14 protein-coding genes and 3 pseudogenes are annotated in these 17,884 nt (G+C 40.5%); 14 read left to right on the top strand and 3 right to left on the bottom strand.

The annotated features are described in order from the left end of the window. Window positions 1-313 precede the first annotated feature (313 nt). The 6 genes from glpX to IM322_RS00320 all read left to right on the top strand — a co-directional run bounded on the left by glpX (window position 314) and on the right by IM322_RS00320 (window position 6,862). Window positions 314-1,351, top strand: a complete 1,038-nt coding sequence (gene glpX / locus IM322_RS00345; protein WP_286826008.1) for a class II fructose-bisphosphatase — start codon at window positions 314-316, stop codon at window positions 1,349-1,351. A 213-nt stretch (window positions 1,352-1,564) separates the two neighbouring features. Beyond that, window positions 1,565-2,191: an IS607 family transposase gene (locus IM322_RS00340; RefSeq protein ID WP_287673150.1), complete on the top strand. Its 627-nt coding sequence runs from the start codon at window positions 1,565-1,567 to the stop codon at window positions 2,189-2,191. Window positions 2,192-2,195: 4 nt separating this feature from the next. Beyond that, a complete protein-coding gene (locus tag IM322_RS00335) occupies window positions 2,196-3,299 on the top strand; it encodes an RNA-guided endonuclease InsQ/TnpB family protein (protein ID WP_287673148.1) in 1,104 nt (367 codons plus the stop codon). Between the two features lie 71 nt (window positions 3,300-3,370). Continuing rightward, window positions 3,371-4,657, top strand: coding sequence for a glutamyl-tRNA reductase (locus tag IM322_RS00330; protein WP_287673147.1), 1,287 nt, complete (start codon window positions 3,371-3,373; stop codon window positions 4,655-4,657). 330 nt (window positions 4,658-4,987) lie between these two features. Beyond that, window positions 4,988-6,169, top strand: coding sequence for a GmrSD restriction endonuclease domain-containing protein (locus IM322_RS00325; RefSeq protein WP_287673145.1), 1,182 nt, complete (start codon window positions 4,988-4,990; stop codon window positions 6,167-6,169). An 18-nt stretch (window positions 6,170-6,187) separates the two neighbouring features. Further along, window positions 6,188-6,862, top strand: a complete 675-nt coding sequence (locus IM322_RS00320; protein ID WP_287673143.1) for an MAE_28990/MAE_18760 family HEPN-like nuclease — start codon at window positions 6,188-6,190, stop codon at window positions 6,860-6,862. Between the two features lie 167 nt (window positions 6,863-7,029). Here IM322_RS00320 and IM322_RS00315 read toward each other — a convergent pair. Continuing rightward, window positions 7,030-7,188: pseudogene (locus tag IM322_RS00315) on the bottom strand (peptidase C15); the annotation flags it as partial. A gap of 107 nt (window positions 7,189-7,295) precedes the next feature. Here IM322_RS00315 and IM322_RS00310 point away from each other — a divergent pair. From IM322_RS00310 to IM322_RS00290, 5 genes are all read left to right on the top strand, one after another. Then, window positions 7,296-8,351: a metallophosphoesterase family protein gene (locus tag IM322_RS00310; RefSeq protein ID WP_287673142.1), complete on the top strand. Its 1,056-nt coding sequence runs from the start codon at window positions 7,296-7,298 to the stop codon at window positions 8,349-8,351. A gap of 15 nt (window positions 8,352-8,366) precedes the next feature. Further along, window positions 8,367-9,254, top strand: coding sequence for a ParA family protein (locus tag IM322_RS00305; RefSeq protein WP_287673140.1), 888 nt, complete (start codon window positions 8,367-8,369; stop codon window positions 9,252-9,254). A gap of 12 nt (window positions 9,255-9,266) precedes the next feature. Then, window positions 9,267-9,608, top strand: a complete 342-nt coding sequence (locus IM322_RS00300) for a TIGR03792 family protein (protein WP_287673138.1) — start codon at window positions 9,267-9,269, stop codon at window positions 9,606-9,608. Window positions 9,609-9,733: 125 nt separating this feature from the next. Beyond that, window positions 9,734-10,816 carry a GDP-mannose 4,6-dehydratase gene (gene gmd, locus IM322_RS00295; protein ID WP_002798501.1) on the top strand — a complete coding sequence of 361 codons (1,083 nt, stop codon included), beginning with the start codon at window positions 9,734-9,736 and terminating at the stop codon, window positions 10,814-10,816. A gap of 12 nt (window positions 10,817-10,828) precedes the next feature. Next, window positions 10,829-11,767, top strand: a complete 939-nt coding sequence (locus IM322_RS00290; RefSeq protein ID WP_287673135.1) for a GDP-L-fucose synthase family protein — start codon at window positions 10,829-10,831, stop codon at window positions 11,765-11,767. Between the two features lie 54 nt (window positions 11,768-11,821). Here IM322_RS00290 and IM322_RS00285 read toward each other — a convergent pair whose 3' ends face one another. Continuing rightward, window positions 11,822-12,499, bottom strand: coding sequence for a hypothetical protein (locus tag IM322_RS00285; protein WP_287673133.1), 678 nt, complete (start codon window positions 12,497-12,499; stop codon window positions 11,822-11,824). Between the two features lie 946 nt (window positions 12,500-13,445). On the opposite strand from IM322_RS00285, the gene IM322_RS00280 reads away from it, so the two are divergent. The 3 genes and pseudogenes from IM322_RS00280 (at window position 13,446) to IM322_RS00270 (ending at window position 17,466) form a co-directional block, all read left to right on the top strand. Next, window positions 13,446-14,663: a hypothetical protein gene (locus IM322_RS00280; protein ID WP_002751013.1), complete on the top strand. Its 1,218-nt coding sequence runs from the start codon at window positions 13,446-13,448 to the stop codon at window positions 14,661-14,663. Between the two features lie 60 nt (window positions 14,664-14,723). After that, on the top strand, window positions 14,724-15,908 hold the full coding sequence (locus tag IM322_RS00275; RefSeq protein WP_287673131.1) for an ATP-grasp domain-containing protein: 1,185 nt from the start codon (window positions 14,724-14,726) through the stop codon (window positions 15,906-15,908). A 309-nt stretch (window positions 15,909-16,217) separates the two neighbouring features. After that, window positions 16,218-17,466: pseudogene (locus IM322_RS00270) on the top strand (ISNCY family transposase). Window positions 17,467-17,762: 296 nt separating this feature from the next. Here the strand turns inward: IM322_RS00270 and IM322_RS00265 are convergent. Further along, window positions 17,763-17,884: pseudogene (locus IM322_RS00265) on the bottom strand (IS630-like element ISMae26 family transposase); the annotation flags it as partial.

Below are 17,884 nucleotides of genomic sequence, written 5' to 3'. Positions count from 1 at the left end.
TTCCCAAATGCGTTTAACCGCTATGGGATAGAGAGGTGCGTAGTTCACCCAAGGAGAATCAATCTCTCGAAGTAAAAGTGAAGGGAATTTCTGAAATGGAATTCAGTCTGTCTATATTTGACTATACTTTTACTAACTATCCATAACTGAGATGGAGGGGACAGTGCCGGCAAAAACTCCCTAGCTAGACCAGTCTCCTCCAGATGATCTGCATAAAAACTTAAGAATGATCCCCGTCTGGTGATAGACTTTTGACTGTTAAGGAAACAAACTCACTAGATAAATATAGATCAGCTGTAGGGAGGATCATCGAGTGGAAAGTACGCTAGGGTTAGAAATTATCGAAGTGGTCGAACAGGCTGCCATTGCCTCCTCGAAGTGGATGGGTAAAGGCGAAAAAAATACCGCCGATCACGTCGCTGTAGAAGCGATGCGCGAACGGATGAATAAAATCCATATGCGCGGTCGCATCGTTATTGGAGAAGGGGAAAGAGACGAAGCTCCCATGCTCTATATTGGCGAAGAAGTGGGTATCTGCACCCAACTCGATGCCAAACAATATTGTAATCCCGACGAATTAGTCGAAATCGATATTGCCGTCGATCCCTGCGAAGGCACTAACTTGGTTGCCTACGGTCAAAATGGTTCTATGGCCGTGTTAGCGATCTCCGAAAAAGGTGGGTTATTCGCCGCTCCTGACTTTTATATGAAAAAATTAGCCGCTCCCCCGGCAGCTAAAGGTCATGTGGATATTAATAAATCGGCGACGGAAAACCTGAAAGTCCTTTCCGATTGTCTCAATCGTTCGATCGAAGAACTGGTGGTAGTAGTTATGGATCGTCCCCGTCACAAGGAATTAATCCAAGAAATCCGCAACGCCGGGGCCAGAGTTCGTCTGATCAGCGATGGTGACGTATCGGCCGCTATTTCCTGCGCTTTTGCGGGAACTAATATTCATGCTCTCATGGGTATCGGTGCCGCTCCGGAAGGGGTAATCTCGGCGGCGGCTATGCGTTGTCTAGGCGGTCACTTCCAGGGACAATTAATCTATGATCCCGAAGTGGTCAAAACCGGTTTAATCGGCGAAAGCAGAGAGGGTAATATCGCTCGTCTGCAAGAAATGGGTATCACCAATCCCGATCGCGTTTACGGTTGCGAAGAATTAGCCAGTGGCCAAACCGTCCTCTTTGCCGCCTGTGGGATCACCCCCGGCACCCTGATGGAAGGGGTACGCTTCTTCCATGGTGGCGCTCGTACCCAAAGCTTGGTTATCTCCACCCAATCGAAAACCGCGCGCTTTGTCGATACCGTTCACCTGTTCGACCAACCCAAATACATTCAACTGAGATAATTCTCTGACCCGGTGGGGTGGGTATGGCTCACCTCGCCCCCATTGGTAAAAATATATAAAGTTTTTTTTCAAACATCTTTTATTTGCATCCCGATGGGGACTAAATTGCAACAATTAGAGAGGTAGTTGCTAGTACCCCAAATTCTCATAAAACATAGCCAAATCTATCTTTATCTACTACTATAGAGTTGCTTGACTAGATTTTGTGGCAAAATGAAATATGTTACACCGAAAGAAGCCTCCCAATTACTTGGGGTCAGTATCTCCTCCCTTCGACGATGGGAATCAGACGGAAAAATCAAAAGTATCCGTACCCCAGGAGGACAACGCCGCTACTGTCTCGAAGACTACGAGCCGGAAAGTAAGTCCATTATCTGTTACGCCAGAGTTTCCACTCACGGGCAAAAGGACGACCTCGAAAGACAAGCTGAATTTCTACGCTCAAAATATCCCAGAGCCGAAATTATTACAGAGATTGGAAGCGGACTCAATTTTAAACGGAAGCGATTCCTCTCTATTCTGGAGCGAATACATCAAAGAAATGTCGCACTGCTTGCCGTTGCCTACCCAGACCGGCTGGCTCGATTCGGTTTCCCCCTTATTGAGTGGCTCTGTGAGCAATGTGAATGCAAACTCGTGGTTCTCAATGAATCTAAGCTCTCTCCCCAGGAAGAACTCATCCAAGATATTTTGTCCATCCTCCACTGTTTCTCTGCTAGGTTTTACGGACTGCGAAAATACCAAAAGCAAGCCGAAAAAATCCTACAAGAAGAACCCACGCAATCGCTCCAAGAAGGAGAAGCCCAACAGTGTCTCAAGGATCAGGGTCTTTCCCTCTAAGGAGTTGCACAAGGTCTGGAAACAATGGTTAGCGGCTTATCGCTGGCTCTATAACCAGACGATTGACCTGCTTGGCTCGGGAGCAAAGCCTAATATCTACGAGATGCAAGCCACCCTGCGTTCTTTTCCCAAACCAGATTGGGTGAAGGCGTTACCAGGACATCAACTTCAAGAGGCAGTGGCGGACGCTTGTGACGCTTATCAGCAAGCATTGGCCAATAATGGCTCGGCTCGTTTTAAGTCCTGTCGTGCCACCTCTCAGGTAATTAAATTTAAGCCAGGGAATTTCAAGAACGGGACTTGGTATCCGAGAGCAACTAAAGGACTATCCTTTACTTCTCCCCAAGAAATTCCTACTGCTTGCGAGTACGGCACTCAATTAGTTTATTGTCGTCATCAATGGTTTGCTTGTTTTCCGACCTTAAAACCTGTTCAGGTGACTCTTGAAAAGCGAGTGATTGCCCTAGACCCAGGCGTAAGAACTTTTTTGACGGGCTATGACGGAGAAACCATCTTGGAAGTTGGCGGGAAAGACATCGGAGCAATACATCGTCTTTGCCTGCATCTCGACCAACTTTGTTCAAGGATTAGCACATCGAAGTCACAACGCCAACGCTATAAAATGCGTAAAGCCGCTAGTCGGTTACGGGGTCGTATCCAAAACTTAGTCAAAGACCTTCATGCCAAAACTGCTTCTTTTCTAGTAAGGCACTATAAGGTAATCTTTTTACCGACCTTTGAGACAAGTCAAATGAGTTCAAAGTCCACTAGAAAAATTCAGCGGAAGTCGGTACGCAGCCTCTTAACCTGGAGTCATTACCGATTTGCTCAACACTTACAGCAGGCGGCAAACCGACAGGGAGTTTTGGTGGTTCGTTGTAACGAGTCCTATACCTCAAAAACTTGCCCGGAATGTGGTCATATCCACGAAAAATTGGCTGGTTCAAAAACTTTTAAGTGCCCTCAGTGTGGTTATCAAGCCCCAAGAGATTGGCACGGCGCACGGAATATAATGTTTCGTGCTTTGCAGGCAACAGCCGTCATCTTTCGGGATGATGCCGTACTTTTTCAAGGTTTGGGTAGCGATACTCAGCTTTGCTTAGGTTAAATGTTGCACATAACGCACTGATCTTTATCAATAATTTTTGTAGCCTGAGCAACATTTGTAGGAGAACATAAATGAATATTGCTGTAGTGGGCTTGAGTCACAAGACAGCCCCTGTGGAAATTCGCGAAAAATTGAGTATCCCGGAAGCGAAAATCGAGTCCGCTCTTACCCACCTCAAGGGTTATCCCCACATCCAAGAGGTGGCTATTATCAGTACCTGTAACCGTTTGGAGATCTACGCCGTGGTTACGGATACGGAAAAGGGCGTGGTAGAAATTACCCAGTTTCTCGCTGAAATCGGGCATATTCCCCTTAATGTCCTGCGTCGTTATCTGTTTACCCTGCTGCATCAGGATGCTGTCCGTCATCTGCTGCGGGTGTCGGCCGGTTTAGAAAGTCTTGTCCTCGGTGAAGGGCAAATTCTCGCTCAAGTTAAAAATACCCATAAATTAGCCCAGAAGTACAATACTATTAGTCAATTACTCGATCGCCTGTTTAAACAAGCGATGACTGCCGGTAAACGCGTCCGCACGGAAACCAGCATCGGCACGGGAGCCGTATCGATCAGTTCGGCGGCGGTGGAGTTAGCCCATGCTAAGGTGGCAGACCTCAGCAGCAAGAAAATCGCTATTATCGGGGCAGGGAAAATGTCCCGATTATTAGTTACTCACCTTCTGGCTAAGGGTTCTCAGCAAATTGCGATCGTTAATCGCTCCCAAAGACGGGCCCAGGAGTTGGCCCGTGAATTTCCTCACCTACCGCTGCAACTATATGGCTTAGAAGAGATGATGGCTATCGTAGCGGCATCGGATATCGTCTTTACCAGTACCGGAGCCACGGAACCAATTTTAACTAAAACTTTATTGACAGAAGTGACGATTTCTGCTATGTCCCTGATGTTAATCGATATTTCCGTTCCCCGCAACGTCCATACCGACGTGAAGGAATTGGCACAAGTGCAAGCTTTTAACGTCGATGATCTCAAAGCGGTGGTTGCCGCCAATCAGGAAAGTCGCCGTCAGATGGCCAGGGAAGCAGAGGCACTCCTAGAGCAGGAAGTGGAAGCTTTCGAGCTTTGGTGGCGTTCTTTGGACACTGTACCGACAATTAGCTGTTTAAGAAGCAAAATTGAAGATATTCGCGAACAGGAATTAGAAAAGGCCCTCTCCCGTTTGGGGACGGAATTCGCCGAAAAACACCAAGAAGTTATCGAAGCGATGACCCGCGGTATCGTTAATAAAATCCTTCACGAACCCATGGTACAACTGCGCGCCCAACAGGATATCGAAGCGCGCAAGCGCTGTTTACAATCCCTGCAAATGCTCTTTAATCTCAGTGTCGGGGAGGAATATAGTTAGGGGCCGACAATTGACAAAAATTAAGGGCGATTCTATTGGTCTGTCAAGGTGATTTTGCGGGATTGGGAGCGGATAATTTTGCCGGATTCCCCTATCCACAATTTCAAGATTGACAGACCACTAGACTTTTGGCTGTAGAAATGCGGTAATTATGCCCAAATTGAGGGGGTGTTTAACTGATGGAAGTGGGATAGAGGAGGGTGTGGGACCGCAGGGAGCGGTATAATTGATAGTTAGGCTGTTAAAAACTGAGTTCTCTCTTTCACAGAGTCGTCATCAATTCCATTGTTAGCTTGTTATACTTGGAAAAGCATACTAAGCCTGAGTAATATGGAAAACCTTGCAGAAAAAGTAGCCTTAGCAGAAAAAGTAGCCTTACTCGAAAAAGCAGTCTCAGATGAGAGAAAAAGGCTGTCGTCTGATAGACTTGACATTTCTTTTGGGGAGTTGATCAACCTCTACAAAAATAATGAATTAATAATTAGACCAGAGTATCAGAGATTATTCCGATGGTCAGAAGCACAAAAAACTGCACTTATAGAATCGATTCTACTCTCGATTCCAATTCCTCCAATATTTGTGGCCGAGGATAAAAACGGTGTATGGGAATTAGTCGATGGATTGCAACGTGTTTCTACTTTCATAAGTTTTTTTGGTGAACTAAACGTTAGTGGATGGACAATTGACTATCAAGAAGATATAGACAGATCAGGAGTCGAAGAAGAAGAAGAAATTGATGAGGAAAACGGGGAAGAAACTGGAGAGAGAAAAACTATAAATAAATGGACTTTGCAAGAAGGAGGATTAGTTAAAAGCTTGAAAGGCTTTAATATTGACAATCTTCCAACAAATCTAAAAATAAACTTGAAAAGGGCTGTTTGTAGAGTTGAAATTTTGAGAGGAGAAAGTAGTACCTCCATGAAGTATGAGTTGTTCAAAAGACTCAACTCTGGAGGTTCAAAATTAACTCCACAGGAGATAAGAAATGCAATTTATCGAGGGGTTAATCCCAGGCTTAACGAGCTTTTACTAAAAGTTAGTAAAAGCGAAGTTTTCAAATCTCTTACTCAATTAAGTAATGGCAAACTTAATGAATTATATGATCAAGAATTAGTTCTTAGGTTTTTTGCTTTCTACAAAAATGCTCAAAATGTTAATGAAAATATGGAGAAGTTTTTAAACTATTTTATGGAGAAAACTGTTAAGAACGCTAGTTTTGAATATGATGTTTATGAATCTCTCATCATGAGAGTTTTAGAGTTAATTTACAAAATAGAAGACAACAAGATATTTAGAAACGAGAGAAACTTATTTGTTCCAGCTTATTTTGAGGGGATATTAATCGGAGTTGCTCAAAATATCGAGACGTATGCTGAAAACCTTGAACTTTTGAAATCAAAGATAACACAATTAAAAAGTGACAACGACTTCAAAAGATATTCTGGAACCGCTTCTAATAGTAGAAGTCGGATTAGAAATCGTCTTAAAAGAGTAGATGAAATTTTTCAATAATAAACTTAGCAATAGGCTATGGATGATTTTGATAGGGCATTGCAAGAGATTATTGAAGAGAGAATATCTGTTCTTTTCGAAATTGAGAGAGCAATTTTTACGAGAAGGTACTCTCTATCTTCAAAGCATCAAGACATTTTCTCAACTCAATCAATATCGATGATTTATTCTTTATGGGAAAGCTTTATCCAAAAATCTTTCAACCTCTATATTGATGAACTTAATAATGTTGGCAGAGATCTTCATGATTTTTGCGATGAAATAGTTATTCACCACATGGAAAACTCCTTTAAACAGTTCAAGGAATATCCTACAAATGACAATAGAAAAGTAAGTTTTTTTGCTTCACTTAAAGCGTTTCACGCTAGGGATAGCTGCACTATTTCAAGAGTTGTTAATACCGAGAGTAATGTTGGTTTCAACGTCTTAAACAAATTACTCAAGAGCTTTGCACTTGAAAAGTTTCCAGAACATTGGAAGAATTATGCACATCCGAATCCTAATTTAAAGGAATCCTTAGAGTTATTTCTGCGGTTACGCAATGCTGTAGCTCATGGAGGTGATTTAGCACCAGAGGAGAGGATTGACCAACAAGTCTATGTCAGATTTAAGAATTTGGTAATAGATTTGATGTACGAAATCCGATTGAAAATGCTGTATGGTCTTAAACATGAAACATTTTGTAAAAAATAGCAGGTAATAGTGTGATCGCCAATCTGGTCGGGTGCTTTAAGTTAACGCATCCTTGAGTGGAATACTAAATCCAGTTATTAAAAACTGATTATTTATTCTCCCCTTTGCATTAGTGCCTCTTGCATGAGTGCCTGTCTTGATATGTAGCCTATACTCAACGGATTTAGTATAACTCGTTCACTGGCTCGATGGGTATTAACGGGAAGTTGACGCAAAAATAAAAGCTTTTTTGCATAATTATCTTGAATAGATACTAACAAATCATCAGAGGAATTACTACAGTGATGGCATAACCAAGGCGCAAAAGAAGTTAAGAGAATTGTCAAGTTATCTCCTGATAGTTAATTAGGATGATCAACAAAAAAGCGATCGAAGGGACAAAAATTGCTACAATAACTGACGTGACCTCAATTAAAGACGAGATTGATAGCCTATGCAACGCCGTGAATTTTTGCTGCTCAGTGGCAGTTTAGGCGGTTTTAGCTTGGCAGCTTGCGCTCATCAAATTTTACAGCCCGTTACTTCCAAAAATCCCCCTGAGTCGGCTGTTAAACAAGCACAAAAAGCGAAAAAAGTCAAGATAATCGTGATTAGTGACCTTAATAGTCAATACGGTTCCACTACTTACGATCCCGAAATCGATCGAGCTATCCCCTTAATTATCAATAATAAACCCGATCTGGTCCTCTGTGGTGGCGACATGGTGGCAGGACAAAAAAGCAGCTTGACAGAGGCAGCAATTAACGCCATGTGGTCAGCCTTTGATCGCCATATCGCCGCACCCCTGCGAGCTGCTAAAATACCTTTTGGTTTTACCATCGGTAATCATGACGCTTCTGGAGCTTTATCGGCAGGAAAATTTATCTATGCTAAAGAGAGACAATTAGCCCTGGATTATTGGCAAAACCCCCAACATGATACAAGTTTAAATTTTATCGATAAAACCGGCTTTCCTTTTTATTATACTTTCACTCAAAATGGTATATTCTATCTAGTTTGGGATGCCTCCACTCATTTAATCTCTCAGGAACAACTAAATTGGGCAGCAAAAAACTTGAGTAGTACCGACGCTAAAAATGCTAAAATGCGGCTAGTAATCGGTCATTTACCCCTCTACGGTATTGCCGTGGGCAGAAATCGACCGGGGGATTATTTAGCCGATGCCGAGAAATTAAGAGCGTTTTTAGAAGGCTATCAGGTGCATACTTATATTAGTGGCCACGCTCACGCTTACTATCCGGGTAAACGGGGGCAATTACAATTATTACACGCGGGAGCTTTAGGCAGTGGACCGCGACGGTTATTGAACAGTGAACAAGCGCCCAGAAAAACCCTAACAATTGTCGATATTAATCCCAATCAACAGGAAACAGTTTACACCACCTACGACATGAAAACCCAAGAGGCGATCAATATTACCAGTTTACCTCCTTTGATTATGGCTCCCAACGGGCAAGTTTTACGTCGAGATATTCCATCGGTTAACTAGAAAGGAATTCCCATAATGGCCACTATCATCAGCACCGTTAATATGAAAGGAGGAGTAGGAAAAACTACCCTGACCGTCAACCTTGCCACCTGTTTAGCTAAATTTCAGCAAAAACGAGTCCTTGTCCTCGATTTAGACGCTCAAATCAGTGCGACTCTTAGCTTAATGTCTCCCCACGAATTCGCTCAACTGCGTCGCAAAAAACGCACTTTAAGCTATTTATTAGAAGCAATTATCAAACCCAATCCCTACAATAAATTAACTATTGATGATATTATTGTCCCTTCAGTCTGTGAAATACAAGGCTTAGATCTACTGCCGGGAGACATCGAACTTTATGATGAATATGTCGTCTCAGAAACCCTGCACCACCAAGCAATTTTACAGGAAGATTTAGGCTTTGATCATGCTTGGAATAACTTGGAAAGAATCTTAATTCAAAAAATCATTGATCCCATTCAAGACCGTTACGATTATATTATCATGGATTGCGCTCCAGGCTATAATCTTTTAACTCGTAGTGGTCTATGTAGCAGTCATTTTTATTTACTACCTGCCCGTCCAGAACCTTTATCAATTGTCGGCATTCAGCTATTAGAAAGAAGAATAGTTAAACTGAAAGCTAGTCATCAAGAAACCGAACCGATTAACCCCGGTTTACTCGGTATAGTTTTTATTCTTTCTGGTGGTGGCCTACTCAGTCGCTACTATAATCAAGTCATGCGCCGGGTACAACAGGATTTTCAAGCCCATCAAATTTTTGCTAATGCGATTCCTATGGATGTTAATGTAGCTAAAGCTGTTGATATGTTCGTGCCTGCGGTGGCAGCTATGCCCTCTTCTAGTGGTTCCAAAGCTTTTATGAAACTCACAGAAGAATTCTTGATGAAAGCCAAAAAATAGGAGATAATTACTATGGTCATTGAGTGGTTAGAATTTCAAGTTAAACCCGAAGCTAGGGAAAAATTTATCCAAAAAGATCAAAAAATTTGGACAAAGTTTTTAGCAAAACAAGCGGGGTTTTTAGGTAAAGAAATTTGGATTAATCCCGCCATCGAGGAAGAATTAATTATCGTTGTCCATTGGCAAACGAAAGAACAGTGGAAAGCTATACCCCAAAATTTACTTGATGACACCGAGTCCAAATTTTCCCTAGCCATGGGAAAAGATAATTATCAATTACTCAAAGTCAAGGAATTTCAGGTCAGAAAATTTCGAGAAAATTGTCAGAACAATTTAGAATCTATGGGAACCTGATAAAAAATCAATTCATCTTTTTGTCCCCTCTCAACCTAGCCAAACTTGTCATGAGGGGCTAAAGTGTGCTATAAGCAGTCAGACCCTTTCATGGTCTTTATTCTTTCCGATTAGGTAAATTACTGATGACTGAAGCTAAACGCGCCCTAATTACCGGCATCACCGGCCAAGATGGTTCCTATCTGAGCGAATTATTATTAGAAAAAGGTTATCAAGTCCACGGTATCATCCGTCGTACCTCAACCTTTAACACCGATCGCATCGATCATATCTACACTGACCCCCACCAGCCCGATACTAAATTATTTCTTCATTATGGCGACCTCACCGACGGCACGACCCTGCGGCGTATCCTCGAACAAGTGCAACCGGTAGAAGTGTATAATTTAGGGGCCCAATCCCATGTGCGAGTTAGTTTTGATGCCCCAGAATACACCGTCGATGCTGTGGGGGTGGGGGTCTTAAGATTACTAGAAGCAATTCGGGATTACCAAAAAAGAACCGGCATCGAAGTCCGTTTCTATCAAGCAGGTTCCTCGGAAATGTTCGGGAAAGTCATGGAAGTTCCCCAAAAAGAAACCACGCCATTTTATCCCCGCAGTCCCTACGCTTGTGCGAAAGTTTACGGTCACTGGCAAACGGTCAACTATCGGGAATCCTACGACTTATTTGCCTGTAACGGCATTTTATTTAACCATGAATCCCCCCGTCGTGGAGAAACTTTTGTCACGCGCAAAATTACCCGCGCTTTGGCCCGAATTATTGCCGGACAACAGAAAAAACTTTATTTAGGAAATCTCGATTCTAAACGGGATTGGGGTTATGCTAAGGATTATGTGCGGGCGATGTGGTTAATGTTACAACAGCAAGAACCAGATGATTATGTAGTGGCGACAAATGAAACCTATTCTATCCGGGAGTTTCTCGATATTTCTTTCCAATACGTTAATTTAAATTGGCAGGATTATGTGGAGTTTGATGAACGTTATTTGCGTCCGGCGGAAGTGGATTTATTGATAGGAGATTCCACAAAAGCCAGAGAGAAATTAGGTTGGCAGCCGTCGGTAACGTTCGAGGGACTGGTAAAATTAATGGTAGATGCGGATTTAGCGGCTTTGGGGATTAATCTTAATAACGGTGGTGATAGCGGACAGTTATTAAAAGATTTGGCTTATCTTCGCAATCGTTCAATGACAACTGTGGATTAAAGAGGTAAAAATATGCTGAATTTAAGCGAACAAAGAATCGTTGTCACTGGGGGGGCCGGATTTTTAGGTCGGCAAGTAGTTAATCAATTAATTGCAGCGGGGGCAAATCCCGAAAAAATTACAATTCCTCGGTCAAAGGATTGTGATTTAAGAGTTTGGGAAAACTGTCAACGTTTAGCCGACCAAGAAGATTTAATTATCCATTTGGCAGCCCATGTGGGAGGCATCGGTCTCAATCGGGAAAAACCCGCCGAATTATTCTATGATAATTTGATGATGGGAACCCAATTAATTCACGCTGCCTATCTAGCAGGAGTGCAAAAATTTGTCTGTGTGGGGACAATTTGTGCCTATCCAAAATTTACTCCAGTACCTTTCCGTGAAGACGATTTATGGTCAGGATATCCCGAAGAAACCAATGCGCCCTATGGTATCGCTAAAAAGGCTTTATTGGTACAATTAGAGTCTTATCGTTTGCAGTATGGTTTCAACGGAATTTATCTTTTACCGGTGAATTTATACGGCCCAGAGGATAATTTTGATCCGGGTAGTTCCCATGTAATTCCTGCTTTAATTCGTAAGGTTTATGAGGCACAACAACGGGGGGATAAACAACTTCCTGTCTGGGGAGATGGTAGTCCAACCCGGGAGTTTCTCTACTCCACCGATGCAGCGCGAGGCATTGTCATGGCCAGTCAATTCTATAATGAATCAGACCCGGTTAATCTTGGTACAAATTATGAGATTTCTATCAAGGATTTAGTTGAATTAATCTGTGATTTAATGGGTTTTGATGGCGAAATTGTTTGGGAAATAGATAAACCGAATGGTCAACCGCGACGCTGTTTAGATACAACCCGCGCTAAGGAAAAATTCGGTTTTGTTTCCCAAATGGAATTTAAAGAAGGTTTGCGAAAAACCATTGAATGGTATAGGCAAAACGCCGCTTAGTCCAGATATCAGGTGTGTTATTTATTTATCTAACACACCTGATTTTTTTTCAGCTTACTGCCCGGTAAAATCAGAACGAAGGGTTAATTTTAAATCTTCCTTGGGGTTAATTGACAATAATTCCACCGATTCTCCTCGTAATAACCAACCGGCTAATACTTCTAATCCCCCTCCTCGCAATAATCCCTCGCTAACCGGTTGGTCAGAAGTAAAAGAAGCGAGGACAGAAGCGGCCGATTTTCCTAATACTGCACCCTGAATAATTTTGTCGGGGTTAACTCCTTTAATTATCCTTTCTAGACGAGTGAAAACTGCCGAAATAGCATCAATAGATTTTTCTTGGGGTTGACGGGTTTTTAAAAAGATTTTTTGGGATAGAAAACGCGAACCTTGACCATTGGGTTTAATTTCTCCGATAATCTGACTACCATCGGGAATAATTATCTGTCCTTGGGAATTTTTGATATTATCAGTTACGGTCAAAGATAAAGAAAAAGTTTCTTCTTTGGTTAAAAGAATTTTTTCCCCTTGCTCGTATTTTACAGGGATGTCTGTGCCGGCAGGAATTAATCGATCATTCCCCAAAGGAATCGGTTTAATCGGGTTAATTGGGGCGAATTGACGTGCGATCGCAGGAGTCAAGGAAAGGGAGACCACAACGAAAGAAGCACTTAAAAGCATTGTTAATAGGGTCAGAGGATGATGACGACCCTGCTTTTGAAAATTTAGCATCTTACCCTTGAGTTTCCTAGTGGGAGCGAGTTAAAGATAGAGACGAAAGCGGAAAAAAGTTTGTTTCCAAGCAAGAAAATGAGGTAAAAAGGGGAGTCTTAGCAAAAAATAGCCGATATTTTCTACTAATTGCTAGTTATTAGTTTATTTGGTCTATTGGAACGCCAAAACTCTTGATTTGTCCGCAGTTCTTAGTTTGGCACGGTTAATGGAGAACAAGAACTATTTATGATAGGATTATAGGTTCAATCCTATCAAAAAAAATCACCCGATCGAATTAGAATCTGTGAAAAAATGTAACAATTGTGACAAAAAACTGAAGAAACCTCTGATCGGGTTGCCACCGATCCCAAACTCAGGACAAGGGGTCATCTAAACCTGGCCCCACAGAAACGGCACACCTTCGCTTTCGGTTGAATTAACTCAGCACAATGAGGACAAGGAACCCTATCCCTGTCCTGTGATCGAACAGAAACAGTTCTCTCGCTATTCCAAGTCACGATCAACCCAAAAAGAGCCACTAGCACCCCAACTGCTGGATTAAAGGCCATCATTACAAACCCAAAAATCAGCATACTCAAACCAATAAATTTATCCATAAGCTCCTCTTGTAGATAACCTTGCTCATAAACCCGAACCACCCCCAATGCCTATGAGCCAAATCACACATCGGCCACCCTACCTCAGAAAGATGAGAAATAAGCCAACTAAAGATAGAAATAGAGAGAGTGAAAGATTGCTAGACTCACAGAGGTGGATAGCTAAAAAAGTCTCGCCTCTAACCCCATAATGACACAATTAACTTTAAGTTTTGCGATCAAGTAAGCCAAAAATATTCTCCCCCATCACCCGCGAACCGGATGCTGTTGCTAAAATAATCTTCATAGGGGAGAGCGCGGGAAGTTTCCAAATATCATCCTTTTTGTCCTGTACTTAGGAGTAGATTATGTTTACTAAACTTAATAATTTGTGGAATCAGTTTTTCAGGAGATCAAGAAGGATTAATGATAAACCATTAAATAAAGTAAGTTTATTGGTAATAATAATTGTTGATATTTTCATCTTAGTTAATGTTTTTACAGGATTAGATGATATTAGTAGGTGGCATTTAAGCCCCCAACAAGTATATCCTTGTTACAGCGCATGGCAAAGTTACAAGAAAAATAATAGTCCAGATAGAGATTATGATTTAATTACAACTTTTTTAGTTGATTATAAAAATAATTATCAAGATGAAGAAATAGGACATTTAGGTAAAGTTTCTCCAATTTGTTTGCAATATGCTGATATTAAAAATAAGTTAAATAATAAAGAAAATAAAACTTTATTAAGTAAAATACAAACAAAACAAGATAATATTAATATACTAGAAAATAATAATAGAATTATTAGAAGTCAATATGATTCTACCCTATTAGAGAAAATTGCTGGACAGTCTGCCAACAATTCGATAAACTGGGTAAAAGCGGAAGAGGCAAAACAGAAACTAGAGGAAAATAATAAAAAAATATCAAAAATCAAAGAAGAAATTGTTAAGCTAAAAAATGAACTACTACAAAAACCATCGAGTCAAAATTTACTTGCTTTCATGAGAAATGAAAGTAAATTTAATGATGTGGAAGCTGGTTATAAAAATGCGTCTTTTTGGTATCCTAGCATTCAATTAGGTTTTCAGGTTTTATTTTTAGCACCATTAATAATTATTGCGTTATTAGTGAATCAGTATGCCCAAAGTCGCGGCTATGGTTTAATAGCGTTAATTAGTTGGCATTTATTAGTTATTTTCTTCATTCCTTTAATTTTCAAAGCTTTTGAATTTTTGCAAATTGGTATTATTGCACAATTCATTTTTGATATTATCGGTGCTATCTTTGGAGGTTTAGTATTTTTAGTTCAATATGTTTATATTCTGTTAATCCCTTTGTTCGGTTTTGCTGTTATTAAATTTTTGCAAAAGTTTGTTTTTAATACCAAGTCTCAAGCAGCAAAACGAGTACAAAAATCACAATGTATTAACTGCGCTAAAACGATTAAAAATCAAGATGCTCATTGTCCCCATTGCGGTTATTATCAATATGTAGAATGTCATCATTGCCATGAGTTAACTTATAAAAATTTACCTTATTGTTATCATTGTGGTACTGCACAAACTTATGATAGTTAATAGTCCCCAAGCTACCGAAACGAGCAAAGAGAGAACCGCCACTTTATCAACTAATCAATTATGGATTTACTCGAATACCAAGCCAAGGAAATATTTGCTCAAGTCGGCATCCCCATTTTACCTTCCCAACCAATCCACGAACCGGGGGGACTAAAAAGATTAAACATTCCCTATCCGGTCGTGCTAAAGTCCCAGGTACGCACGGGAGGCCGGGGAAAAGCAGGAGGAGTGAAATTTGTCGCTAATACCATCGATGCGATCGCTGCTGCCCATGCTATCTTTCATTTACCGATCGCCGGAGAATATCCAGAGGTAATCCTAGCAGAAGCCCGGTATAATCCGCAACAAGAGATATTTTTAGCCATTTTACTCGATTATCATCTGCAAAGACCAGTTTTACTGGGTGCGAGTCAAGGGGGGATGGATGTGGACAGTTTACTGGAAACCATGCAAAAAGTGGTCATCGAAGCGAGATTTTCCCCCTATCTCTGTCGGCAATTAGCCGTATCTATGGGTTTAAGAGGGTCTTTGATCGAGTCTATCAGTCAAATTCTCGAAAAAATGTATAGTCTCTTTGTCAGCAAAGATCTCGATATTATCGAGATTAATCCCCTGGGTATCAACGAAGCTGGGGAAGTGATGGCCCTAGATGGCAAAATAAGTGTTAATGATGCCGCTTTAGCTAGACATCTCGATCTCCTAGCTTTGACCCCACCCCAATTACAATCCCCTTGGTCGATAATTGATCAAACTGGCCGAATAGCGATGATCAGTAATGGCCAGGGTTTGATGTCCACTGTCTGGGATGCCTTAGCCAGCAAGGGGGCAAAACTGGCAGCATGGCTTATACTGGAGGAAAGACTAGAATTAGAGCAATTAAACGAGCAAATAGAGGCCGGTCTGCAACAATTCCAACTATTGCCTGATTTAAAAGTGGTTATCGTTGATATTGTCAGTTATCCCGACTTTGGCCAAAAAGCGATCGAGAGTATTAGCAATTACTACCGCAGTTATAGCCCATTATCACCCAGCCGGAGCAGCGGCGAACGGATGATCCGGGCCACCCGACAGGAAAGACAAACCTTGGAACCCAGATCTTTTCCCAATCCCACCGTACCACAAATAATTTTTCGCGTCCTAGCTGACAGCAAAGCGAGGGATCTCAGTCAGAGTTTAGCTGATGTTAACTTTCATTGGTTAGAGTCTTTAGAAGAGGTAGTCACGGCAGCAATTAAATTAGCCTAGAATCAGTGATCAGCAGCAATTCTCATTTTGAAATAAATAGAGCATTAACCCCGATTTTGGAAGGCAAAATATAGTAGAAAGTGACTATTTTTCAGGGAGAGGCGATCACTAAAAAAACAATTGGTTGGATAAATTAAATATAAATACTCAAGCAATCAAAGGGATTGGCTGAGAACGAACGGGGTAAATTCAGGAAGATAGTTCTGTTTTTAGAATAGGGAATTCAAGGGAAATAAAAATTTATAATTATTGTCAGCTAAGGTAAAATGGGTGAGTTAGAAATCCACCAGCACGTCAAATTATTCCAAGATGGCTCAAAAAGCGGCAACCCTAGAAATTTCGGAATTAATGCAATTTTTACGTCAAGAATTAGATGATTTACCCGATGAGAGGAAACCTGGAAATAATACAAAATATCAGGTAGAAGATGCCTTGATGGCTGCATTTTCAGTCTTTTTTACTCAGTCGCCGTCTTTTTTAGACCATCAACGTTTAATGAAAAGCAATAAGGGAAAAGATAATGCTGAAAGTTTATTTTCAATTGAAAAAATTCCTGGGGATAATCAAATAAGAAATCTGTTAGAGCCAGTGCCAGCCTCTACTGTCTCTAGGACTTTTCAAAAAGTCTATCAATGGTTAAAGGAAAAGGGAGTTTTGAAAAAGTTTCTCTACTTAGATGGAGAAATTTTAGTGGCGTTAGATGGCACAGAATATTTCTCATCCAAGAAAATTCATTGCCCTCATTGTAACTGCCGTAATCATCGAAATGGAACTACAACTTATTTTCACGGCTGTGTCACACCTATGGTAGTTTCTCCTAATCAAAAACAAGTAATTAATTTAGAGCCAGAATTCATTAAAAAACAAGATGGACATCAAAAACAAGACTGTGAAAATGCGGCGGTTAAAAGATGGTTAAATAAGAATCATAAAAATAAGTATGGTTATCCTGTAACTCTTTTAGGAGACGACTTATATTCTCACGAACCTGTTTGTGAATTAGCGGTAAAACAAGGTTATAATTTTATTTTTGTTTGTTTAGAAACGTCGCATAAAACTTTATATGAATGGCTAGAATTTTTAGAAAAAAGTGGCGAAGTTACGACCGTCGAAAAGAAACAATGGGATGGACGAAAAAATCTAATTTATCGTTATCGTTATGCTTCTAGAGTTCCCTTGAGAGAGGGCGACTCAAGTCTCGAAGTTAATTGGTGTGAAGTGACTGTTATTAATGATAAAACTCAGAAAACTATCTACCAAAATAATTGGATAACTAATCATAAAATCACGGAAAATAATGTCGAAGAAATTGTCAAAGCTGGACGCGGCAGATGGAAAGTTGAAAATGAAGGCAATAACGTTCTTAAAAATCATGGTTATAATTTAGAGCATAACTTTGGTCATGGTCAGAATCATTTGTGCGAGTTCTTATTGTCTTTGAATTTACTAGCTTTTTTATTCCATACCGTTTTGGATTTAGTTAATTACACCTATCAAAAGATTCGTGAGCTATTAGTAACTCGGACTTCTTTCTTTAATGATATTCGTACCCTATTAAAATTTATTTGGTTTAAGAATTGGTCGGAATTTTTCTCATTTATTCTCAGCGAATATGTCCCATTTAAAAAAGTAAATTCTAGTTGAAAATGTCAGAACTCTTGAAGGAGAAAAAGAAAGTTGTTTATAAAAAAACTAAAAATTTTGTTAGAATTTCATCCAGATTTATGAGTTGAAATCGATTTTTCATGGACAGAGTTCTTAAAACCTGTCTATCTCCAGCGTTGGAGGATAATTATCTGTCAAAAAATAATGCTTCTACACAAGTTCTCTATTTAAATATAGCAATTCTCTGACTTATGAGGTACAGTAGCAACAGTGAGTAAACCAATTGCGAATATCTTTCTGAGTAACTTCTAACATAGCCAATTCAATCCCTTCTATTAAGTCTTTGTAAGTTCTCGCCTTCAGTTTTCTTA

This window comes from Microcystis sp. M109S1, assembly GCF_020247025.1.
In the GTDB taxonomy this organism is placed as follows: domain Bacteria; phylum Cyanobacteriota; class Cyanobacteriia; order Cyanobacteriales; family Microcystaceae; genus Microcystis.
The sequence above is the reverse complement of the archived record's forward strand: the minus strand, read 5'-3'. Positions and strand labels throughout refer to the sequence as shown.